This is a genomic window from Corynebacterium sp. HMSC05D08, assembly GCF_001807215.1.
In the GTDB taxonomy this organism is placed as follows: Bacteria; Actinomycetota; Actinomycetes; order Mycobacteriales; family Mycobacteriaceae; genus Corynebacterium; species Corynebacterium striatum.
Map to the genome: position 1 here is coordinate 1 of NZ_KV788292.1, position 21,564 is coordinate 21,564.

The 21,564-nt window shown below is 57.6% G+C and carries 20 protein-coding genes and 2 tRNA genes; 10 read left to right on the forward strand and 12 right to left on the reverse strand.

The annotated features are described in order from the left end of the window. Positions 1-65 precede the first annotated feature (65 nt). Positions 66-1,169: an isochorismate synthase gene (locus HMPREF3148_RS00780; RefSeq protein ID WP_049145907.1), complete on the reverse strand. Its 1,104-nt coding sequence runs from the start codon at positions 1,167-1,169 to the stop codon at positions 66-68. A gap of 219 nt (positions 1,170-1,388) precedes the next feature. Here HMPREF3148_RS00780 and HMPREF3148_RS13920 point away from each other — a divergent pair, with 219 nt between their 5' ends. Then, on the forward strand, positions 1,389-1,727 hold the full coding sequence (locus tag HMPREF3148_RS13920; protein WP_236081466.1) for a CE1 family esterase: 339 nt from the start codon (positions 1,389-1,391) through the stop codon (positions 1,725-1,727). Continuing rightward, positions 1,714-1,989 carry a hypothetical protein gene (locus HMPREF3148_RS13925; RefSeq protein WP_236081467.1) on the forward strand — a complete coding sequence of 92 codons (276 nt, stop codon included), beginning with the start codon at positions 1,714-1,716 and terminating at the stop codon, positions 1,987-1,989. Before HMPREF3148_RS13920 ends, HMPREF3148_RS13925 begins: the two co-directional genes overlap by 14 nt. Positions 1,990-2,036: 47 nt before the next feature. On the opposite strand, the gene HMPREF3148_RS00790 is transcribed toward HMPREF3148_RS13925, so the two are convergent. The 7 genes from HMPREF3148_RS00790 to HMPREF3148_RS00820 are packed head-to-tail and all read right to left on the reverse strand — an operon-like array spanning position 2,037 to position 11,205. Beyond that, positions 2,037-3,440, reverse strand: coding sequence for a choice-of-anchor M domain-containing protein (locus HMPREF3148_RS00790; protein ID WP_049145905.1), 1,404 nt, complete (start codon positions 3,438-3,440; stop codon positions 2,037-2,039). After that, positions 3,437-4,402 carry an anchored repeat-type ABC transporter permease subunit gene (locus tag HMPREF3148_RS00795; RefSeq protein ID WP_049151716.1) on the reverse strand — a complete coding sequence of 322 codons (966 nt, stop codon included), beginning with the start codon at positions 4,400-4,402 and terminating at the stop codon, positions 3,437-3,439. Before HMPREF3148_RS00795 ends, HMPREF3148_RS00790 begins: the two co-directional genes overlap by 4 nt. Next, positions 4,399-5,130: an anchored repeat-type ABC transporter ATP-binding subunit gene (locus HMPREF3148_RS00800; protein WP_049145901.1), complete on the reverse strand. Its 732-nt coding sequence runs from the start codon at positions 5,128-5,130 to the stop codon at positions 4,399-4,401. The genes HMPREF3148_RS00795 and HMPREF3148_RS00800 overlap by 4 nt, the downstream gene beginning before the upstream one ends. Continuing rightward, on the reverse strand, positions 5,130-6,050 hold the full coding sequence (locus tag HMPREF3148_RS00805; protein ID WP_236081468.1) for a choice-of-anchor M domain-containing protein: 921 nt from the start codon (positions 6,048-6,050) through the stop codon (positions 5,130-5,132). The genes HMPREF3148_RS00800 and HMPREF3148_RS00805 overlap by 1 nt, the downstream gene beginning before the upstream one ends. A gap of 57 nt (positions 6,051-6,107) precedes the next feature. Beyond that, positions 6,108-7,601, reverse strand: a complete 1,494-nt coding sequence (locus HMPREF3148_RS00810; protein ID WP_049145948.1) for an anchored repeat ABC transporter, substrate-binding protein — start codon at positions 7,599-7,601, stop codon at positions 6,108-6,110. Positions 7,602-7,627: 26 nt separating this feature from the next. Then, on the reverse strand, positions 7,628-8,722 hold the full coding sequence (locus tag HMPREF3148_RS00815; protein ID WP_053085000.1) for a choice-of-anchor M domain-containing protein: 1,095 nt from the start codon (positions 8,720-8,722) through the stop codon (positions 7,628-7,630). 56 nt (positions 8,723-8,778) lie between these two features. Then, on the reverse strand, positions 8,779-11,205 hold the full coding sequence (locus tag HMPREF3148_RS00820) for a choice-of-anchor M domain-containing protein (RefSeq protein WP_049151727.1): 2,427 nt from the start codon (positions 11,203-11,205) through the stop codon (positions 8,779-8,781). A 219-nt stretch (positions 11,206-11,424) separates the two neighbouring features. On the opposite strand from HMPREF3148_RS00820, the gene gltX reads away from it, so the two are divergent. The 3 genes from gltX (at position 11,425) to HMPREF3148_RS00835 (ending at position 13,393) form a co-directional block, all read left to right on the forward strand. Beyond that, complete coding sequence (gene gltX, locus HMPREF3148_RS00825) at positions 11,425-12,933, forward strand: glutamate--tRNA ligase (RefSeq protein ID WP_172954268.1); 1,509 nt, start codon at positions 11,425-11,427, stop codon at positions 12,931-12,933. 280 nt (positions 12,934-13,213) lie between these two features. Further along, positions 13,214-13,285, forward strand: a tRNA-Gln gene (locus HMPREF3148_RS00830). A 35-nt stretch (positions 13,286-13,320) separates the two neighbouring features. After that, positions 13,321-13,393, forward strand: a tRNA-Glu gene (locus tag HMPREF3148_RS00835). A 106-nt stretch (positions 13,394-13,499) separates the two neighbouring features. Here the strand turns inward: HMPREF3148_RS00835 and HMPREF3148_RS00840 are convergent. Together HMPREF3148_RS00840 and HMPREF3148_RS13930 are read right to left on the reverse strand one after the other, a co-directional pair. After that, positions 13,500-14,132, reverse strand: a complete 633-nt coding sequence (locus HMPREF3148_RS00840; RefSeq protein ID WP_049145897.1) for a hypothetical protein — start codon at positions 14,130-14,132, stop codon at positions 13,500-13,502. 105 nt (positions 14,133-14,237) lie between these two features. Next, positions 14,238-14,531, reverse strand: coding sequence for a hypothetical protein (locus HMPREF3148_RS13930; RefSeq protein WP_005531701.1), 294 nt, complete (start codon positions 14,529-14,531; stop codon positions 14,238-14,240). A 273-nt stretch (positions 14,532-14,804) separates the two neighbouring features. On the opposite strand from HMPREF3148_RS13930, the gene HMPREF3148_RS00850 reads away from it, so the two are divergent. Together HMPREF3148_RS00850 and HMPREF3148_RS00855 are read left to right on the forward strand one after the other, a co-directional pair. Continuing rightward, a complete protein-coding gene (locus tag HMPREF3148_RS00850) occupies positions 14,805-15,611 on the forward strand; it encodes a hypothetical protein (RefSeq protein ID WP_223197353.1) in 807 nt (268 codons plus the stop codon). Between the two features lie 41 nt (positions 15,612-15,652). Then, entirely contained in the window at positions 15,653-16,243 is a 591-nt protein-coding gene (locus HMPREF3148_RS00855; protein WP_049063548.1) for an HD domain-containing protein, read from the forward strand. A 61-nt stretch (positions 16,244-16,304) separates the two neighbouring features. Here the strand turns inward: HMPREF3148_RS00855 and HMPREF3148_RS00860 are convergent, their stop codons facing one another. Further along, positions 16,305-16,988: an IclR family transcriptional regulator gene (locus tag HMPREF3148_RS00860; RefSeq protein WP_070508559.1), complete on the reverse strand. Its 684-nt coding sequence runs from the start codon at positions 16,986-16,988 to the stop codon at positions 16,305-16,307. Positions 16,989-17,038: 50 nt separating this feature from the next. Here HMPREF3148_RS00860 and leuC point away from each other — a divergent pair, with 50 nt between their 5' ends. The 3 genes from leuC (at position 17,039) to HMPREF3148_RS00875 (ending at position 20,274) form a co-directional block, all read left to right on the forward strand. Further along, positions 17,039-18,457, forward strand: coding sequence for a 3-isopropylmalate dehydratase large subunit (gene leuC, locus HMPREF3148_RS00865; protein WP_005531697.1), 1,419 nt, complete (start codon positions 17,039-17,041; stop codon positions 18,455-18,457). 47 nt (positions 18,458-18,504) lie between these two features. Then, positions 18,505-19,089 carry a 3-isopropylmalate dehydratase small subunit gene (leuD, locus tag HMPREF3148_RS00870; protein ID WP_049145891.1) on the forward strand — a complete coding sequence of 195 codons (585 nt, stop codon included), beginning with the start codon at positions 18,505-18,507 and terminating at the stop codon, positions 19,087-19,089. Positions 19,090-19,266: 177 nt separating this feature from the next. Beyond that, positions 19,267-20,274, forward strand: coding sequence for a hypothetical protein (locus HMPREF3148_RS00875; RefSeq protein WP_129720886.1), 1,008 nt, complete (start codon positions 19,267-19,269; stop codon positions 20,272-20,274). 127 nt (positions 20,275-20,401) lie between these two features. Here HMPREF3148_RS00875 and HMPREF3148_RS00880 read toward each other — a convergent pair whose 3' ends face one another. Continuing rightward, positions 20,402-21,400 (reverse strand): NUDIX hydrolase, encoded by a 999-nt coding sequence (locus HMPREF3148_RS00880; RefSeq protein WP_070508560.1) that lies wholly within the window; start codon positions 21,398-21,400, stop codon positions 20,402-20,404. Positions 21,401-21,564: the final 164 nt, after the last annotated feature.

The window sequence follows — 21,564 nt, forward strand, 5'->3', positions numbered from 1 at the left end:
AACTAATCAATGCACCCTAAAACCGGAAGAGCCGCTAAAGGGCTAGGGGTTCGACGTTCCGAAAGTTAGAGGCCCAAAGCCTTGAGGATGGTGCGTAGCTTTGCGCTCGTCTCGGCGAGCTCTTCTTGAGAGTTAGAGGATTCAACTATTCCGCCACCGGCCCAAGCTCGCGCGGAGAGGCCGTCGCCTGCGACTTCGGCGCAGCGAATGGCGACCATGTACTCGCCGTCGCCAGAGGAATCGCACCAGCCAACGGCGCCGGCATAGAAGCCGCGGTCGGATTCCGCAGTTTCAATGAGCGCTTGAGCAGCCTCAGTTGGAGTGCCGCAAATCGCTGGTGTGGGGTGCACCAGGAGGGCGAGCTCGAGTGCGGTGAGCTTTGGGTCCTTAAGAGTGCCTGCGATTGGCGTGCCTAGGTGCCACATTTCATTGGTGCTGATGAGCTCCGGGGTGGTTGGCGCACTCAGGGTATCGCAGAGCGGAGTGAGCACGCGGCGTAGATGGTCAACGACGAACATGTGCTCGTGGAGATCTTTTGTGGAGTGTAGTAGGTCCTGTCCGGCGATGTGGTCGCGGGCGCGGTCTGCTTGGCGTGGGGCTGAGCCTGCTAGTGGGAAAGCGGTTACGGTAGAACCCTGCTTCTTGACCAGAATCTCAGGGGAAGAGCCGACCAACATTGCGCCGGGACGTCCTGCTGGAGAGAGATCCGCGATGAAGCCGTCACGGTTGGCGGAGAGATCGATAAGACGTGCTGCGACGAATCGGGGGTCGACCGGTGCGGCAAATTCGATGTCTACCCCACGAGCCAAAACTACCTTGTCAAGCTTTGAGGATTGAATCGTGGCGATTGCAGCATCTACTCGACGCAGGTGTTCCTCGGGCTCTGGGTCGAAACCGGTAACGCGCGCATTGAGGGTGCCCTGGCGGTAGTACGCGTGTGGTTCCAGCGGTCCGTCTTCGCGAATGATGGATGCGGGTTCGGTTAGGGCAACAGCTTCGTCAGGGTTGAAGGGAAGGGCGCCGACAATCATTTCTACGTTGCCAGTTCGAAGGGCGTTAATTGCGGCATCAGTGTCAGTGAAGGTCTTTTTCGCTCCTTGGGTGCGGACAGATCCTGTGGCGCGGGAGAGCAAAAAGTCGGGGGCCGTGGAAGGTCTGTTCGCATGCATGAATATCTAGCTTACTTCTTTGCTGAAAATTCACAGAATTCCGCGCGTTCAAAGATGCCTGCGTGAAGAATGTGACTAGTGTGACAAGGGTAAATTTTGCCCTGATTAAGGAGTTGTCGGTGTTAAACCTGGGAAATTGGTCGAAGAAGGTAGCTCGCTCGGCGATGGCTGTAGGAGCTGCTGCCCTCGTCGTGAGCGGCCCAGTTCAGCCAATCCCGAATGGGTAGTACTGGCGCTGCTAACGAGGCAATCATTGTCTATCCAGAAGGCTTTGAGCGTGCTTGGGAAGCGGCTCCCTATGCCAAGACCCGCGATGGCGAGGACATCCGTTTCATCCAGCGGATCTTGGACGCGGTCGATGCTGATTACCGCGTAGACCACTCGCGCGTATACGCAATGGGTATGTCCAATGGTGGTGGCTTTACCTCGGTATTGGGCTGCCACGCACAGGAAACATTTGCAGCTATTGCCACTGTTTCCGGTGCTTTCTACAACCCGGTAGAGGTCAACTGTGTTGATGCGCCCATGCACACCCTCATCATGCATGGTGGTCAATGACCACATGATGCAGTATGAAGGCGGAACTCACCATGAGGCCGGGTATCTTCCCGTTCGCGATGTGGTCGGTGGTTACCTTAATCGCAACCGATGTGACATGACCTTCCAAGCCGAGCAGAACGGTCCTATGGCTGAGCGACTCCGCTTTAACAACTGCCTGAAGACTGTCGAGCTTCTTAAGGTCAAGGGCGACCATACCTGGTGGCATGAGCCGGACACCTCCAACGAGGTATGGAACTTCCTGTCCGACAAGCGTAAGTAGCACCGTGGCTAGGACCGGTGAGGAGCCCAGCCACTAGGCATTAGTTCCTAGCTCAGCGTGTTACTCGGGAACTGCTGGGCGGGTACATCGGTTTGTCGGTTGCGGTTTCGGAAGAACTGCACCCACACGAAAAGGCCGGTGCCGAGGAACAAAGCAAATACCCCCATTCCTGCGAGGAATCCTGCCCAAAAGTTAAACAAAGGCATCTCGTAGCTCATCTCTTGCGCATCTGTTTCCACATATCCTTGCTCGTCACCTGCGGCAAGACTATGGCTTTTAGCTGGATTTCTAAGGCCATGGCCCTTGGCGTCTTGTGTCTTCTTATCGCTCTGTTTGTCCGCTGTTTTCTGGGCCGTGCCTTTCCCGGAATTGCCTGAGCCGGAGTTCTTTGGGCTGTGGTCGCTCGTGGTCCCGCCTGAACGCATAGCGGGTGCAGTCTGACCGCGTTGAGCTGAGCCACCAGATTTTTGTCCGTCGGACGAGTCCTTTGTCGGCTCTTTCGAGGTCTTCTTCGCCGTCGTGGAACCTGTCTTGTCTTTCTTAGCGTTCTTGGTTGCAGTGGGCTTTGCGGAACTAGGGCTGCCTACTAGCTTCTCTGCTTCCTTGAGCGTTCCAGCTAGGGTTTTGTCGAGGCCGGCGATGGCTTTGCCAGTATCATTTATGTCCTTGGCCAACTGCTGGGCCCTGTTTTTTGGCTTAGCAGTGGACCCCCCAGCGTCAAAGCCCAGATTGCACAGTTCCGAGTCCGAGGTATTGCTACCCACCAGGAAAGGCACCTTCATGGAGTGCTCGGAGCCATCGGACATGGTGAAAGTAAACGTGACCGCGTATGCGCCAGGCTCGGTAAAGCCAAGATTGACGTGAGTGTGTGAACGGTAATAGTCCCACGCCATGCCTGGGTCGTCGCTGTCGAGCAGCAGCTGGTGACCGGTAAGCTCGTCTTTCCATGCAACGATACGCCCACCGGCCGGCGCGCTGTTGAGCTCCATTGTCAGCTGTGCTGTATCGGAGTCCGTCATCGTGGACAAGTGGAGAAGCGAGAAACCGAACCAGGGGCGGGAGTATTCCTGGTTTTGCGGCAAGAGCCACGCATTGCCAGAGATACCTGGGAACCCGAGATCGTCGAGGGAGCGCGTCATTGCGTCGTCTACTATAACGACGAACTCGCCCTCTTCGCGCTCCACGTGGCTACCACTGCTGTCATCGTCGACGGTAAAGCGCAAAGGGCCATTGTCGTCGCGTACCGCTAGATCCTGGTGACCCTTCGTAATTTGGTAAGCGTTAGCAAGGCTGCATGATTCTTCGGCATGAGCCACGGCGGTGTTGGCATACGTCGGCATGAGAACGGGAGCTGCGGTGCCCAGCAGAGCGGCTGCGCCCAAGGCAAGCGCTGTGCGCGGGAGACGAGTATGAGAAAGCTTGGAACGGAGTGGTCGTTTTAGGAAGTTCATGCTGAATGCTCCTTATCGGTTTGGTTCTGGGTTTCGCTAGCTACAGGGGCGGAAATGGATGGGGTTGAAGAACCTGGAGAGGCTGCGTCCTTAGTTGAATTCATTCTTGGCTGGCGTGACGGCCTGCGTTGGAGTAACGGGGAGACAAGCCAGGCCAGAAGGAACAAGGCCGTTAGTACTAGGACGATGGTCGCGCCCGCGGGCAGGTCGATGGCCCATGCGAGGTAGATACCGGCGAAGCTCGCTGCGGCGCCGATGAGACTAGAGGCGCACATCATGGCGCCAAGCGAGTTGGTAAGCAGCCGGGCTGTCGCAGCCGGCGTGATGAGAAGGGCCAGCACCAAGATGTTGCCGATGGTCCCCACTGAGATGACAACCGCGGCGGTAACGCACAGGTAGAGAACTAAGTCCAGAGCGAAGACTGGAAGTCCCATCGCGCGGGCGGTCTCTTTGTCTAGGCACGCGGCTGTCAGCTGCGGTCCGAGCAACACGATGACGCCGACCACGCAGACGGTTACTGCCGCAGCGGTGTACAAATCAATGCGGGACACGCCCGTCAGTGTTCCGAAGAGGAAACTGGTTAAGGAAGCCGTGTAGCCCTCAACACGCGAGATGATGACCATACCGAGCGCGAAAGATGCGGCAAAGAAGATTCCGATGACTGAGTCTTCCCGTAGGTTACGACGCTGTGAGAAGCCCGCAATGAGCAGCGCCACGACAGTCCCTGCGACGGCGCCGCCCAAAAGCACAGAACCCTGCAAGGCGAAGGCGACCGCCAGCCCCGGGAACACGGCGTGGGAGACGGCGTCACCTATGAAGGCCATTCCGCGTAGCACCACGTAGCAACCCACCACACCGCAGACAATGGCAGCCAATATGGAAATCCCGACCGCACGCGCGAGAAAGTCCAAGTGCGGATTCGCCAGGTCCCTAAAGAAGTCAATTAATGTCACTTCAATCATGCGGCGACTCCAATCGCGGACAGCAAGGGAGAGTCTGCCTGAACACCGAACGTAGCGACCCACGAGGCGGCGTCGCCAAGCACGAGCTCTGCTGGCCCATCTGCCACCACACCCCGGTTGAACAGGACTAGGCGATGGCAGGAGTGGGCGGCTTCAGCGAGGTTGTGGGTGGACATGACGATGCTCGTCCCCTGGTGACACAGCCGGTCAAAAAGGAAAAGCAACTCCTCCGTGTTGGGTGCATCCAGCCCGGTGAAAGGCTCGTCGAGCAGCAGGACCTCCGGTTCAGTGGCAAGGGCTCTGGCGATAAGTACTCGTTGGCGCTGCCCACCGGAAAGCTGTGCAATGGGTCGACGCGACAATTCCTCGAGGTTGGTCAACTCCAACGCCCGGCGAGCGGCCTCATGATCCACGCGCTTGGGGCGTCGGCACCAACCGATAAGTCCAGTGCGTCCGCCCAAGACGGCGCGATAGACGTTTATAGGGAAGTCCCACTCCACGTCGTGGCGCTGCGGAACATAGCCCACGGAAGCTGAGCGGTCTATGTTGCCTTGATACGGAATGAGGCCCAGGATCGAGCGCATAAATGTTGTCTTGCCAGCACCATTAGGGCCCAAGAGGCCGATGAACTCGCCGCGGTCAACCCGCAGAGAAGCATTTTCGATTACGTTTCGACCGCTGAGCGTGACACATACGCGCTCCGCGCTAATCACCTTAGAGGTTTCCATTATTTGCCTTCCCTGCGTGAAGAGGCGACGAGCATCGCCACGGAACCTACGAGGACCAGGGCGCCTAGCCCCACGAGGGCCCATATCCACCACGCCAATCCAGAATCGGCTTTCTCATCTACCGCGGCCGGATCCCACTCGGTGTTTTGGGCCTCCGCCACGTCGGTGTCATTGCCCACCGCAAAGGTGAGGACGCCGTCTGTGCTGAAGTCACTACCGTCCTTGGTTTTGCCGGAGAAGCGGACTCCTACTTGATGCACACCGGGTTCGGTAAAGGTCCAGTTCGCATGGGTGTGGGTGTTGAGATCGACCCAAAAGCCTTCCTGCTGTTGCTTAGCAGTGGACCAGAGGACTTGGGGTGCCTCAAAGCCGCCGTTTTGCAGGAACAAGGAGAACTCACCGGGGCCGGAATGCCCGAGGAACTCCAAGGTGACGCCACGATCGACGGCGTCGACAAGCGAGGGCGACTGAGTATTCCAACCTACCCACGGCACCCCGGCCTGCTCTGTCTGCGGAACAACCCAAACATTTTCGCCAGGGGTGCCGCCAACGAAGTCGAACTGGGCGTCGTCAGGCAGCGCCAGCTGTGCGTCATCGCCGACCTTGAACACAACATCGTTCAAGTCTCGCCACACTGGGGTGGCGGCGGAATCGTCACGCGCCAAGAACTGCGCTTTACCGTCGATAAATTGCGCGCCCACATCGACGTGGCCATGGTCGATGACAGCTTCGGTGCCAGGCTGCGCGATTTCCTCGTCCCCCGAGACCACCTGGGCCAGATCGCCTGCCCACGCACTCGGAACCGGAACCACCGAGGTCACCAGCACTGTCAAGGCGGTGGCCAACCCTAGGAAGACCACGGGGAGACGGGCGAGGAGGGAACCATGTGGAGTATCGGGTGACAGTAAAAATCTATGCATGAGTGTTTCCTTCTGTGGTGTGTATCGGTGTGTGCGAGCGAGGGGGCGTGAATTGGGTTAGGCCAGACATCGGCGAAGCGAATCAGCGTTGAAACGCATGAAGTCGATGTAGGTGGGGACGCGTTCGTCGAGGGTGTCGCCATAAATGGGACAGACTGCCACCCCTAGTTGAGCCGCGGCTTCAGTGAGCGTGGCGGTGCTTGATTGCTGAGTGGGCTCGACAAAGACTGCGGGCAGCTGGAGGTTTTCCAGCGTGCGGCGCAGCGCGATGACGTCGCGGGGTGAGGGTTCGATTGCCGGGTTTGGTGTCACGAAACCAGCCACCTGCATTCCGTAGCCCTGTTCGAGGTAGGCGTAGCCGTGGTGCGGCGTGACCAGGTGCCGGCGGCTTGGCGGAATGGCGTTTAACTGCGCGGCGACGTATTCATCGGTCTGACGTAACGAGTCTGAATAGGATTGCGCTCGCTTGCGATAGTCTGCGCCATGGGTGGGATCGACCAGGGCAAGTTGGTCCGCGATCACCTCGGCCTCGGCAATGACGTTGTCCACGTCGTGCCACAGGTGCGGGTCCACCTCGCCGTGGATGTGCTTGCCCAAGACCGCCTGGGGAAGAAGATAGGTTTCCGAACCCGGCCGGCCGAGGAAACGATAGCTTGGGTTCGGGGGAATCTCCTGCAGCGTTGAAGAGGGAAGTGCCAGGGCAGTAGTCGCTGGATCGAAATGCTTTCCGTTGTCTTGGAGGTCAATGGTGCTGCCCGCCATGTTCGCGGTGATGTCCACGTGGCCTTCACTAAGTGCCTGCATCCCGTCAGGTGGGTTAACGCCCACAGCCACGGTGACCTCGGTGCTTTCGGTCGGCTCGGTATCGCCCTCCCTGGAGTTCGCGCGGAACCCAAGGCGGTAGATGCCCGGCTTGGAAAAGCCCCAGGAGACGTGGGTATGAGCGTTGGCCGGCAGCTGCGCGGTGTCCTCGCGGGCGGAGATACCATCAGCGCTGTTGAAAAGAACTTCTGGGGTGCCAAAGGTAGTGACCACGTATGCGGACACATCCCCGGGCCCCTCTGCAGAAACCATGCTCAGCTCAACGGCGTGAGAGTTTGCTGGGGCATCCTGGATGCGCAGGCCCAGCCAGATGGCGTCGAGGGCGACATTTTCTACGAGTGGGACCAGCTTTGCACCACGGGTTGAGGCTTGATCGGAGACTTCAACGACGGGAGCCGACGACGTCTCGCGGAGGGTGTCCATCAGCGCTTGGGGTTCGAGGAGATAACCGTTGGCGAAGGTGACGTCGGCGTTCGCTGCGTCGCGGATGGTACGCAGGGAGGGCTCAAAGGTGTGCGGGTCTTTGCCTGCAGGAATGAGCGTGGTGACGTTGACGTCAGGTCCTGCGACGTTGCGAACAACGTCGGCGAGGATTGGCGTAGTGGCTACTACGTTCAAGGCCGCGGGGCTGGTCGTCGCGCCCGGATGTAGTTCCGCTTGGCCTGCACTGGTACAGGCGCTGAGAGCGAGTGCGCTTAACGACGCCCCCAGCACCATGCATCTGCGCATCCCAAGGCTAGGGATTGGGTATTGCATTAGTCGCGCGCCTTAGCCAATGCGAGACGAGCAACGCCCAAGCCAAGTACCAACATTCCACCGCCGAGGATTGCGATGCCCCAAGGCAAGTAGCTCCTGGGCTCCCCGTAAGCACCTGCTACTGATTGCAACTCGACGTCGGTATCCGGATCACCTTCCCCAGCGTGGGCCGCGGCTTTTTTGGAGTGGTGCTTGTTGCGGGATTTCTTCTGATCAGCCTTGGCTTTTCGTCCGTCACCCGTGGTTCCGTTGGACGATCCTCGGGAGGAGCCGTTGCGCGAACCTGCAGCTGCGCCGCTTCCAGCACCGGCAAGGCCCGCGGCGGACGAGCCACCGCTGCGGGATACTCCGGAGGCAGCGGAGTCGGAGGATTCCTCCGAACCGGAGTAGTCCCCGTCCTCGGACGCTTCTTCATCCGAGGACGCTGCCTGTCCATCGCCCACGTCCCAGGTGTAGGTGACGGTGTTACTGGTGTCGCCGTTGGAGGCTGCCTGCACCGTCATGGTATAGATTCCTGGTTGGCTAAACGCCCAGTTGACGTGACGGTGCGCTGGGTATGGCTGATTGATGACATCGCCGCTGGTCAACTCCAGTGAGCCGGAGTTGGTCACGGCGTTGAGCTCGCCAAAGCCAGCGGTTTCGAAAACATAGACGGAACCTGGTCCGCTGACTTCACGGAACTTGAGATCAACGTCGGTGTAGCCGGCCTTTTGGGCGGGCTGGGTGTCCCACCCGGGCCAAAGGATGTCTTGTCGCTGCGTCTGGGGCAGGTAGTAGGTGGATTCGCCGATTCCGTCGATGCTCTCAGTGACGTCGGACCACGCGTTCTCATTGACTTTCAAAATCACGTCATTGCCTGGTCGCTCCACGGCAGCGCCCGTGATGTCTTCTTTCATAGACAAAGAAAGCTGACCATCGGGCGCAGACACGAAGAACGCGTCGACGTGCCCGGAATCGAATACTTCCTGTGCATGCGCCATAGGCCACGGTGCGATGCACACCGCTAGCAGACATGCCAAGAGCAGGCTAAACCTCCGCCACAGCTGGCGGGTATGGATGACAGGCGTTTCCAACAGGCGTACGAGTGAGTTCATGAAAATGGGTCCTGAATGAGTTTGGGTGAGTTGGGGAGGCGAGGGGAGTCCTCGGATTAGCGTCCGGTAAGACCACGCATCCACCGGTCAATTTCGGCGCGGTGATCGCGGTAGAAATTGAAGAACGCCTGGAAAATAGTTGCCAGGACCACTGGAAGCACGAGCGACAACGGATTAAAGGAGGAACCCTCCTTGTCCGGCTGTGGCGTTGGCGTTGGCTTTGGTTTAGGTGCAGCCGACGTCGAAGACGGTGCTGGTTTAGGAGCAGGGGCCTTAGACGTGGAGCTTGGTGCAGGCTTTGGCTCTGGCTTATCCGCGGCACAGTCAGCAATAGCTTTGTCACCCATTGCCATGGTGAGATGCTGTGGCTGGGAAGCAAGCTTCTTACCGTCTGTCGTCTCAGCGGTGTAGGTCACCTCGAACACATAGGTACCTGGCTTGGAGAAAGCCCAGTTAGTATGGGTGTGCGTTGGAAACGTGGTGTCGATCGTGAAGTCGTCCTTAGTGGAGTCCACGAGAATCTCGCCTGGGCCACCGAAATCGGTGAGCCACATACCGAACGACGCCCCTTCAGGCATGGAAACCGGCTTGATGTTCAGCTGAACGACGCCGTCCTTGTAGTCCTTGTAATTGAGTGTCTCGGTGTTATAGCCAGGCCAGATAACATCGCGTTTTTGAGTCTGCGGAAGCAAGAAAGTCTTTTCACCGACCGGGCCCATGAAATCGAAGCTTGGGTCGCTATGGTTCTCAGGGCGGGGGATCATTGCATTGTTGTGTACCGCAAAGACGACGTCGTCAAGCTTGCGGTAGGTCAGCCCTGAAGCACCGATGTTTGTCTCATCCTTGAGCTTGGTCTCAAACGCATCGCCCTCGCGAACACCCATGATGTCGACGTGACCGTGGTCCAGGGAGAGTTTCGCAGAGCACACTGTGCCCTCGGTGCCCTCGGGGTTCTTTCCTTCCGTTGCCGGTACAGAGGTCTCTTTGGGCACTGACGAGGTCGTCGGATTGGTTGGATTTTCATCGGATGGTGCCTCGGCTACGTCGAGCTTTCCGTCGGCTTTGTAGGTCTTGCCGGACTCGTACTTGTCTGTCAAGACGACTGAGCCGGATCCCGCCATAATAGTTGGATGAGGCGTGACGGTGACCTTCACTTTAGCCTCGTCGTAGTATCCCTCGTCTTCAAAGAGGAACTCGGCGTGCCCATTGTTGATCGCAGCGTCAAAATCCAAGGTGGCGAAGTTAGAACCGCGTTCGTAAAGACCGCCGTTGATAAAGCCGGAGAAGTTCTTGTCCTCGGTATCGACCACCAGCTTGGATACAGAATCGTTGACACGCTCGATTCGCGTATGGAATTCAGGTGTCGACGGAACGGTTTCTTCCATTGGCGCGAGATTGCGCGGCTTGTGCGATTCGTTCCACTTGTCAGCGGACTTGGCGGAATCCGTCGATACTTGACTCTGCGGCGCGTAGGCGAGCGTTTCGGAGATCCAGCGTGGTGCGTCGCCCTCAGGGGTAAAGACCGCCTGAATCTCAGAGCCCAGTGGGCCGAGGAACTCATCCCACTGCGCCACGCCATCGCTTACGGGCAGATCGGTGAGGAAATAGCCGTCGATAAGCAGCGTTAACGTGCCCGAAGCCTTGTTCTCTGCATTGAAGCTAATGGTGGACAGGTTCTTGTCGCCGTCCTTTTCAGGATTGGATTTCGGAGCAATGCTGAGCTTGTAGCCTGCCGCAGAGGCATCGCCGTCAGCCGCAGCGTCGTAGCGCTCCTGCAAGGAAGGAGTCGGGCTATCGGCAGGCTTCATGCCTCCTACCTGTAGGGAAGTGGTGGTAGGCTCCGAAGCAATGAGCGTGCCGTCCTTCTTGCGCGCTGTGGTGCGGTAGGTGACCTCGTAACGCCCAGGCTTCGTGAACATTGTGTAGTTGTGCGTGTGCGTACCAGCGGTGAGCTCAGCAGAATGCGCAGAGTTCGGTGTTGTGCCGAGCATCCGGCGAAGGTCGGCTGGTGAGTTGTGGTAGTTGAAGAGCTCGAAGTCGCCCGGACCATCGACAGATACGATGTCTAGGGACGCGTACTCGTCGCGGAAGTTTTTCACAGGCAAGCCTGCATCGGCGCCGAAGCCGAGCCAAATCGGATCGTGGGAGCCAGTAGGATTGAAAGGAGCCGCGTAGTAGGTTTCGCCGGGTTTTCCGATGAAGTCGAACGAGTTATCTGCAGGAAGAGTGAATTGGTACTGGTTTCCACCATCGCGGCCCCAGCCTTTTCCGATCCACGCGACGGTATCTGGCAGTGGCGTGGTGGTTGAGTTGTGCTCAGACTTTAGGACAAAGTTGTCGCCTTCCCAAAATGTCTTTGGGGAATCAACGTGACTTTGGGTTGCGATTGCTTTTCCGTCGTCAGGACCAGCGAGTGCCACTCCAGGTGTGAGAAGCGAGAGGGTAGTGAGAAGAGCTAGATAGCGAGTGCGGTTACGAGCCACAGTGTGGAGACCTTTCTTCAGTTCTGATGTGAGGTCTTCACTATAGAAAATGACAACCATTACCGGTAGCAGAAACTCGCTCCCGATAGTGGTCGCTGGGAAAACTTAATGAAATTGACTTTCGGTTACCCCAATTTGGGTTTAACCCGTCGATGGGGAGGGCAGTGCGGGGTGATGCAGGCTTGGCCGGTGGTACGGCGCTAAAGCGCCTGCACTACCATGGTCGGCATGACTGAAACTATTTCTGACGTACGCGTACGTTTCTGCCCATCGCCCACCGGCACCCCGCACGTGGGCATGGTCCGTACAGCCCTGTTTAACTGGGCTTACGCCCGCCATACCGGTGGCAAGCTCGTCTTCCGCATCGAAGACACCGACGCTGCACGTGACTCCGAAGAGTCCTACCAGGCGATTATCGATTCGCTGAAGTGGCTGGGCATGGACTGGGATGAGGGCGTTGTTACGGGCGGCCCGCACGAGCCTTACCGCCAGTCTCAGCGCATGGACATCTATGCCGATGTTCTGGAGAAGCTGAAGGAGGGTGGCTACGTCTACCCGGCTTATTCAACTGCTAAGGAAGTGGAGGAGCGCCACAAGGCGGCTGGCCGCGACCCGAAGCTGGGCTATGACAACTACGACCGCGATCTCACCGATGAGCAGATCGCTGCATTCGAGGCTGAAGGCCGCAAGCCGGTGTGGCGCCTGCGCATGCCGGAGCAGGATTGGACCTGGAAGGATCTCGTTCGTGGCGAGTTGACCTTCAAGTCTGAGACCCAGCCGGACTATGTTGTTGCACGTTCCAACGGCGCGCCGCTTTACACTCTGGTTAACCCGGTCGATGACGCGCTGATGGGCATCACTCACGTTCTGCGTGGTGAGGACCTTCTTTCGTCCACTCCGCGTCAGTTGGCGCTCTACGAGGCTCTGAAGGAACTTGGCATCGCTAAGCAGACCCCTGAGTTTGGCCACCTGCCATTCGTTATGGGTGAGGGCAATAAGAAGCTGTCCAAGCGTGACCCGCAGTCCAACCTCTTTAACCACCGCGACGCCGGCATTATCCCGGAGGGCATGCTCAACTACCTGTCCCTGCTGGGCTGGTCCCTGTCTGCGGATCAGGACATTTTCTCCGTGGACGAGCTCGTTGCGAACTTCGATGTGGAAGACGTTCTGGGTAACCCGGCTCGTTTCGATCAGAAGAAGCTGGAGGCTATTAACGCCGATCACATTCGCTTGCTGGAACCCGAGGTCTTCGCGCAGCGTCTGCGTGATTACCTGACCGAGTACACCGATTTCCCGGCCGACTATGACGATCAGAAGTTTGCCTTCGTGGCAGACCTCGTTCAGACCCGCATCAAGATGCTGGGCGACGCCTATGGTCTCATGAGCTTTCTGGTTACTCCGGATTCCGAGCTGGAGCTCGACGAGAAGTCCGCAAAGAAGAACCTCAAGGAAGATGCGGTGCAGCCGCTGGAGGTCTCTATTGCTCGCTTGGAGGAACTGGAAGAGTGGAAGACGGACGCCATTGAGTCTGTACTGTCCAAGGCCCTCATCGAGGAGCTTGAGCTGAAGCCGCGCAAGGCCTACGGAGCTTTGCGCGTAGCTATCTCTGGCCAGCAGGTCTCTCCGCCACTGTTTGAGTCCATGGAGCTGCTGGGCAAGGAGTCCACCCTCAATCGCTTGCGTGCCGCTCTGGCTGTCACGCCGTTCCAGGCGCCCGTGCAGCAGTAGTGGCAAAGATGTAGCTACTAGCTAGGCACTTCTCGTGGCCCCATTCCCGCAATGCGTTGGGAGTGGGGCTGCTGTCTTTGTGGGCGCCTGTAAATGGCCGCCACCGGGCAAAGCGCATCGATGTAATTAGAACGCTTTCAAAGCCACCTTATTAGCCCCAAAACCCGCAATGACATTGCGATTTGTGTGAAAACCGAAACGGCGGCTATAGTAATAAACCGTTGCAGCGAGCAACACCGCGGGGTTTGACTCCAAGGTAGTTAAGAGCTCAAAGCGATAATGGCCTATGGTGTAATTGGCAACACTACGGTTTCTGGTACCGTCATTCTAGGTTCGAGTCCTGGTAGGCCAGCAGTGATGACTGCTAAGCAGAAGTCACAGTTCTATGCCCCGTTCGTCTAGCGGCCTAGGACGCCGGCCTCTCACGCCGGTAACACGGGTTCAAATCCCGTACGGGGTACAAATAGAAAATCTCGAAACACTTTCCAGGTGGTTAGTGTTTCGAGATTTTTGCTTATGGTTTAAAAATCGTGCGTACCGATCGCTGGCGCTTTTGACTCAATGCCCTAGACGATGAAAATCGTGGCGTTGTTGCCGCCCTTGCAAGTGATCAGCGAGTTTTCGGACACGGTGCAGCTCATCTGATAAGCCTTGCCGGTTACTGGGCTAGCAACGTTTAAGGAGCCGGGGATATACCCGCGGAGGTCCTCTGCAGGGCTTGGGGTGGCATTGATAAGCGCACTGGTGGTTTCCTTGGCAAAGTCACAGCTGGTGTTGGGGCCCGCCATGAGGAAGTTGATGTGGTAACCGTCACCCATCATGCACAGCTCGGATGGAGTGCCGTTAACCGTCACTTTCGTTCCTGAAGCGTCTCCCGCCTGTACGCCGAGGGAGTCGATGAGCTTCTGGCGTGCGTCTTGGTCGGTGACGTGGTTGCTGGGGTCTTCCTGGCCATTACCTTGTGGGGTTGCCTGCTGTGCCACGGTTTGTGGTGCGTTAAGGTCCAGCGTGGGCTGCGGGGCGTCGGGGACAGAAGCGCCGTTGGTTTGCTGAAGGGCCTTTAACTCTTCAAAGCTGTTGTTGAAGCTTGGCTCAGCCGGGGAGGGTTGATCGCTCGGGGCGGGGCTGCAGGCCGCAGCAAAGCCGCCGGCGAGTGCGATGGTGGCCAGCGTTAGCGGAAGGCGTCGTGAAGCAAACATGCCCTAAGCCTAACGCGGATCGTGTGGCGTATGTTCGAAAAGATTAAAACCGTCACCTCTAAGAAAGAGGTGACGGTTGAGGTAACGGGTATAGCTCGCTACCGATTAGTGGTCATCCCAGTGACCTTCGTGGGCGGCGTGGCGGTGGCCATCGTGCAGGTAGTCAACATGATCGCCGTGAGGGATGGCAACGTGGCCGCAGCCCTCGCCATGCTGGTGATCGTGGTCAGCGTGCTCATGGTGCTCGGTGGTCTCGCACTCGTCCCAGTGGCCCTCGTGCTCACGGTGGATGTGGCCCTCGTGGAGGTAGTCGGTGTGATCCTTGTGAGGGAAAGCAACGTGGCCGCAGCCTGCGCCGTGGACGTGGGTGTGCTCTTCGTGGATGGTGTGGGTGCTCATGGAAAGCTCCTTCAGGTTGGTGCGGTTTGTCCGCGTTTTCAGTACGTTTTCATTTAACAACATTTTCATTCCAATTTCAATAAACCGCGCTAACTTTTTCAAAATATTTTCAATTTCACTCCTTGTCGGTGAAACTCTGAGCCTTTTCCTGGTCTTTCCCTGGCTTCGAATGGGTGAGCCGGGAAGGGGGTGCAAGAGGTAGCGCGTGTAGGTATAGGAAAAAATTGGTGAAAGCGCTATGTTATGGAAGTAACTGAAGTGAAAGGGGAGAAGATGCGAGGCTTAAAGAACGGCCTGGTCGCAGCTGCTGCGGCCTTCATTGCAGTAGCGGGAGGCCAGGCCATTGCGCAAGCTGCGCCGGGTGTATCTGTGACGCAGGGGCAGGTTGTGATGACGGCTGAGGGGGCCAGCTGCACCGTGGGCTATGTTGAGGGTGACCGTGCCTGGACGGCTGCGCACTGCGGCCTGTCAGGGCAGCAGGTTTATAACCAGTTTGGCCAGCACGTAGGAACGTTGCGTTGGTTTAAGCCATCGGGCGCTGCAGAACATGACTTGGCGTATATCCAATTTGCGGCTGGAACGTATAGTGGGGGCAACCCAAAGACGGGTGACGGTATTCGCCCGGTTCCTGCACCAGGTACTGATGTTTGCATTAATGGGCGTCTGAGCGGCAACGACTGTGCACAGGCTATTAATGGTCCGCGTGACTTCGATGGCATGAACTATGCCAACAACATCCCGAAGGTAAATGGTGACAGTGGCTCGGGCGTGTACGTCCCGGGACAACCAGGCGTTGTCGGAATCTACCAAGGTGGCACCGTTGTCTCACGTAATGGACAAACGGCCTTCTTTAGCAACTACGCGCGCATGCCTTACGCGAACGAGCTCGCCGCACTTCCGCATAAGGGCTTTGTCGCCCGCCGTCCTGATATTGCCACTCCACGCAATATCGTCGAGGTTCCTGGCGTCGAGTTACGCAAGGTAGGCGACCAGGTGGAAGGCCTTGCCACCACGAGCAGTGAAGGCTTTGGATTCGATGCCATCCGTGGCATTGCAAACAACTACGGCATTATCATCTAGTGACTAGTGACTAGTGACTGTGGCTTGAGAGGGGCGAAACCATGTGGCAAAACACTGGGTCTGAAGTTCTCACGCCGCATATTGTGCGTGCGCTAGACGTCGCTGCGCGGGCACACGACGGACACTATCGCAAGGGGAGCGATACCCCATACGTTTCGCATCTATTTGGCGTGATGCACCTCGCTGCAGCGCAGGGGCTGGCGGACGATATCCGTGAAGACGTCCTCATTGCTTGTTTGCTCCACGACACGTTGGAGGATGTCCCTGAGCGCTATTCGGCCCAGCAGATGGAACAGGACTTCGGCCCGCACGTACTGAATATCGTCCGGGGAGTAACTAAGGATGACTCCTTGGAATCGTGGCGCGAGCGTGCAGACGCATACTTGGCTCACCTGAGGGGTGCCTCCGAGGCGTCGGTCATCGTCAGCGCCTGCGATAAGCTTCACAACCTCAGTTCTATCCTTGCCGACCATGATGCTTATGGCGATAAGCTGTGGGCGCGGTTCAACAGCGGTAGATCAGACCAACAGTGGTGGTATGGGGCCGTCTTTTCCGTTGTAGAACAGCGATGCCCGCAACTGCCGCTGCTCGGTGAGTACCGGCAGAAGCTAGAAAAGCTGCGGGCTCTGTAGCTTAGAACTCAGTAGTGAGCTGAACTCAGTGTTGAGCTGAACTCATAATGCGCGGAGCCGTTTAGAGGCGTGCGGTGAGCTGTGTCGCGGCGTCGGCAAGCAGCGGAGCGTACTTCTGTGCCGGGGAGGGGCGGAAGCGCTCGGCGGAGCCTGAGACCGAAATAACCGCCACGAGGTTGCCGGCCGAGTCGAATACTGGGGCGGAGATCGAGGCAAGACCCGTCTCGCGTTCTTCGATCGACTCGGAATAGCCATTCTCGCGGGCTAGAGCGACGTCTTCATCGCTAAAGGTGGCCCCAGTAGTGTCGATGTTGTCGAATGCCGCGAAAATGCGGGCGGCTGAACCGGAAGTAAGCGGTAGCTGGCGGCCTACCGGTACCACGTTGTGCAAGCCGGACTCGGGCTCGCGAGTGGCAACGCAAGTGCGAGAATTGCCGGAGAGCTGATAAAGCTGGACGGATTCACCAGTCTCAGCGAGCAGGCGTTCCATGATCGGACCGGCTGCTTCGATGATGTGATCCCGGTTGCCGGGAAGTGCAGGGCCCGCGCCCCACTTGCCGTCGGGTGTGCGGGTCAGGATTCTGTGAACTTCCAGTGCGGTTGCGAGGCGATGGGCTGTTGCCCGAGGTAGACCGGTGGTCTCACATAGTTCGTTGAGGGTGGACGGACGGTTGGCTGCGGCCATCATGATGGCGACGGCGCGGTCAAGTACCTTAATTCCGGATACTGCGCTATACTCTCCCATACAGTGAAATCTACGTTCCAATTAATGAGATTTCAAGTGGAGTGATTGAAATGACTGAGAAACTGACCCTAGCTGAGAAAGTTTGGCGCGACCACGTCGTGCAGAAGGGCGAGAATGGCGCTCCTGATCTGATTTATATTGACTTCCAGCTCCTCCATGAAGTTACCAGCCCACAGGCCTTCGATGGCCTGCGCCTCGCTGGACGTAAGATGCGCCATCCGGAGTTGCACCTTGCCACCGAGGACCACAATGTCCCGACCGTAGGTATCAAGACCGGCAACCTCTTGGAGATTAAAGACGAGATTTCCCGCACCCAGGTCTCTACGCTGCGTCAAAACTGTGAAGAGTTCGGGGTTCGTCTTCACCCCATGGGCGATGCGCAGCAGGGCATTGTCCACACCGTGGGACCCCAGCTGGGTATCACCCAACCCGGCATGACCATCGTGTGTGGCGACTCTCATACTTCGACCCACGGTGCTTTTGGCTCCATCGCGATGGGCATTGGTACCTCCGAGGTTGAGCACGTTATGGCTACCCAGACCTTGTCTCTGAAGCCCTTTAAGACCATGGCAATCGAAGTTAGCGGCGAGCTCGCAGAGGGCGTTTCTGCCAAGGATCTGATTCTGGCGATCATCGCGAAGATCGGTACCGGTGGCGGCCAGGGCCACATTATCGAGTACCGCGGCGAGGCTATCCGCAAGATGTCTATGGAAGCCCGCATGACCATTTGCAATATGTCCATCGAGGCTGGTGCACGTGCTGGCATGGTCGCGCCGGATGAGACCACCTTTGAGTACGTCAAGGGCCGTGAATTCGCGCCGAAGGGTGAGGACTGGGATGCAGCGGTCGAGTACTGGAAGACTCTGCCAACCGACGAGGGCGCGCAATTCGACACCGTGGTCGAAATTGACGGTTCTGCACTGACCCCGTTCGTCACCTGGGGCACCAACCCAGGCCAAGGCCTCCCGCTGGGCGAGAGCGTGCCGGACCCCGAGTCTTTTGGGGATGAGAACTTGAAGGCCGCTACTGTGAAGGCTCTCGCCTACATGGACCTGCAGCCAGGCACCCCGCTGCGTGACATCAAGATCGACACCGTGTTCCTGGGCTCGTGCACCAACGCGCGTATCGAGGATCTGCGTGCCGCTGCGGAGGTGGTGAAGGGCCGTACCATCGCGCCGAGCACCCGTATGATGGTGGTTCCTTCCTCTGCTGTAGTCAAGGTCCAGGCAGAAGAAGAAGGCCTGGACAAGATTTTCACCGACTTCGGTGCTGAGTGGCGCACCGCAGGTTGCTCGATGTGCCTGGGTATGAACCCGGATCAGCTCAAGCCTGGGGAGCGCTCGGCATCTACCTCGAACCGCAACTTTGAGGGCCGCCAAGGCCCAGGCGGGCGCACACACTTGGTCTCGCCGGCGGTTGCCGCAGCAACTGCCGTGACCGGTCACCTCGCGTCCCCGGCTGACCTTTAACTCACCGACCCATAGCCATATCTGCAGATAACTAGGAGACTACGACAATGGAAAAGTTCGTAACCCATACCGGTGTTGGTGTCCCACTTCGCGCATCCAACGTCGATACTGACCAAATCATCCCGGCGCGCTACTTGAAGTCGGTCAAGCGCACAGGCTTTGCCGACGGCCTGTTTTCTAACTGGCGTTCCGACGAGAACTTCGTCCTCAACCAGGAGCCGTTCAACCATGGTTCGGTGCTCTTCGCCGGCCGCGACTTTGGTACTGGTTCCTCCCGCGAGCATGCGGTGTGGGCGTTGAGCGAGTTCGGTTTCAAGGCGGTATTCTCGTCGCGCTTCGCCGATATTTTCCGCGGCAATTCTGGCAAAGCCGGTTTGCTAACTGGACTTATGGAACAAGAGGATATCGAGCTTATCTGGAAGCAGCTCGAGCAAGGCGAAACCGAAGTAACGGTGGATCTGGAGGCTCGCAGTGTCACGGTCGGCGGCAACTCTTACTCTTTCGATATCGATGACTACACCCGTTGGCGCCTGATGGAGGGCCTCGATGACATTGGGTTGACCCTGCGCAGCGAAGACGCCATCGAGACATTCGAGGCACAGCGTGCTGCCTTTAAGCCCGCTGTATCTTAAGGCATTTTTAGCGCTCGTATCAGCGTTTAGAAATGCCCTATTTGCCCTAATCCGCAGACACATGCGGAGATGAAGGTGAGTGGGACTGCTTATGTTTTGCCCCCGTTGCGTGAACAATTGGTAACGGGTGCCGCGCATGGCTGTTAGCGAATTACCAGCGATAATATTGTTGCCTACATGAGTAATAATTTTGGTAATAATAATGACTTTGGTGCCGGTCAAGGTTCAAACTATGGTCAGCAGGGCGGCGACGCCTACGGTGGTGGCTCTTACGGTGGGCCCACCGGCCCGGCAAATCCCTTCTCGCAGGGCAATAGTGGCGTACCCGGCCAGCAGCCTTTTAGCGACAGCAATCAGCAGTCCTACGGGGCTTATTCGCAGCAGCCTATGCAGCCGCAACAGGGACAATACATGCAGTCGCAGGCAGGTTATGCGGGCTATGGAAACGGGTCCTATCAGAACGCGCCACGCCAGCTCGATGCTATGGACGTTATCGGACAGGGTTTCAAGGGCTTCTTCCGCAATTGGGCTCCGTGGACCGGCGCGATTACCGTTCACTTCATTATTCTCGTCGTAGTCATGGTCGTCCCTATGCTTTTTGGTGGCGTACTCGCCTTAGGATCGGCGTCAACGAGCAGTAGCTATGACTATTATGGCGACAGCTCTTTCGATAGCGCCAGCACGGGAATGAGCGCGGCTGCAGTGCTGTCAATAGTCTTGGGAGTCGTGATTGGCTTGGTCTACAGCTGTTGGATGATCGGCAATATCCAGTGTGCCGCGTCCAAGGAAGCTGATGGGCAACGAGCCACCTTCGGAGACTTCTTCAAGTCCAAGAATGCATTCGCTGTTGCAGGACATTCACTGGTCGCTGCTCTAGTGGTTAGTGCTGCTTCCCTTTTGTTTGTTATCCCCGGCATTATTGCAGCGTTCTTGCTCTACTTTGTGCCATATATCAAGGCAGATAACCCACAGATGAGCATAGGGGAGACTTTCCGCGCATCTTATGAATTGACCAAAAACAACATTGGCCAGAGCCTTTTGTGCATCGTGATCTGTGGATTGCTCGTCGGCATCTTGTTCTACATTCCGGCCGTAGGTTTTGGTTTTGCCTACGGCGTGCAATCGATGGTGCTGCTGCTGTTCTACCGCTACGCAGCGGGTAAGCCCGCTGTGCGTTGGACCTAAGTTAAGGCCAAAAGGCGCACAAGCTGCTTTGCAGTCTGTTCTAAAATAGCTAATCCCCAGTCCTTTCGCCGCATTCTAGAAGTAGCGACAGGTCTGGGGATTTTTTCTACGGTCGTCCCTATTGCTTTTAACGCACAGGAAGGGAGCTGGCGAGGTAGTCAGCGCCGGTGAGCTCGCCTTCGTTGAAGGAAAGGACCCACACCGAGCCCTTCTTAAACTTGAGGTCTTCAAAATCTACCTTAAGGAACTTTGGATCGAGGTCCTTGAGGATGCCCGGGATAGTTTCGCCCTGGCTGACAATGACGGGGATGCCGCCGCGTGAGACAACGCGTTGGAATGCTGCCTTCGCCGCAGTGGGATTGCTTAGCCACACTTCGTCACCGAAGTCCTTGTTTATTGCAATGTCCAAGCCAAGTTCATCCGCCAAGGGTGCTGCGGTTTGTTGGCAGCGTTGCGGTGCTGCCGAATAAATAGCGGTGGGATGGAATGGCGCCAGCATGGGAACGAGCATTTCTGCTTGGCGACGCCCCTTCTTGTCCAACGGACGCAGGTTGTCGTCGCCAGCCCAGTTGCGGCGCTCATGCGCGTGGGCATGGCGGGCGTAGAGCACGCGTGTGGTGGGGGCCAGGGGGAGACGTTTCTTAGCCTTTTCCAGCACATCGGTATCAACGGCGTAGGTCAATAGCTCGCTGGCCTCATCGATGGGCATCCAGCGCAGTTCATCGGTTTCGCTGTTGTCTGTGAAGTCACCGCTGAGTACCTTGGCGAGCCAGTAGTAGACCACCTTGGTGCGCCCCTGCACTGGGTATGTCACCTTGCCGATGAGCTTGCCTAGCTTGGCGTCGTAACCGGTTTCCTCACGGAGTTCGCGCGCGGCGGTAGTAGGAAGCGATTCGCCCGGATCGACCTTGCCCTTGGGCAGGGACCAGTCGTCATAACGGGGGCGGTGAATAATGGCTACCTCTGGGTCATGAGGGTTTCCGCGCCACAGCACAGCGCCAGCTGCCAAGGTGGTGCGCTTGAATTCCTTGGCTGGGTTGGTGGGAATTTCCTGGTGTCGGCCGGAGATGAATACCTCAGACTTTACGTCCTTGTCAGTCTCGTGCATGTTCTTTGCCTTCGGCATTGTGCTCCTTTAATGATTATGGCGCGCAGATTAACGCTTCTATTTTCCACTTTCTGGGCGAGCTTTGCATCCGCACGCGCCGCGGCGAAGTTTGTCCACCCCTATGTGGAAGTAGCGAGCGCCGAAGCAGTCTTAGTCCAGGCTTCCCGTGCGTTAGTCTGGGT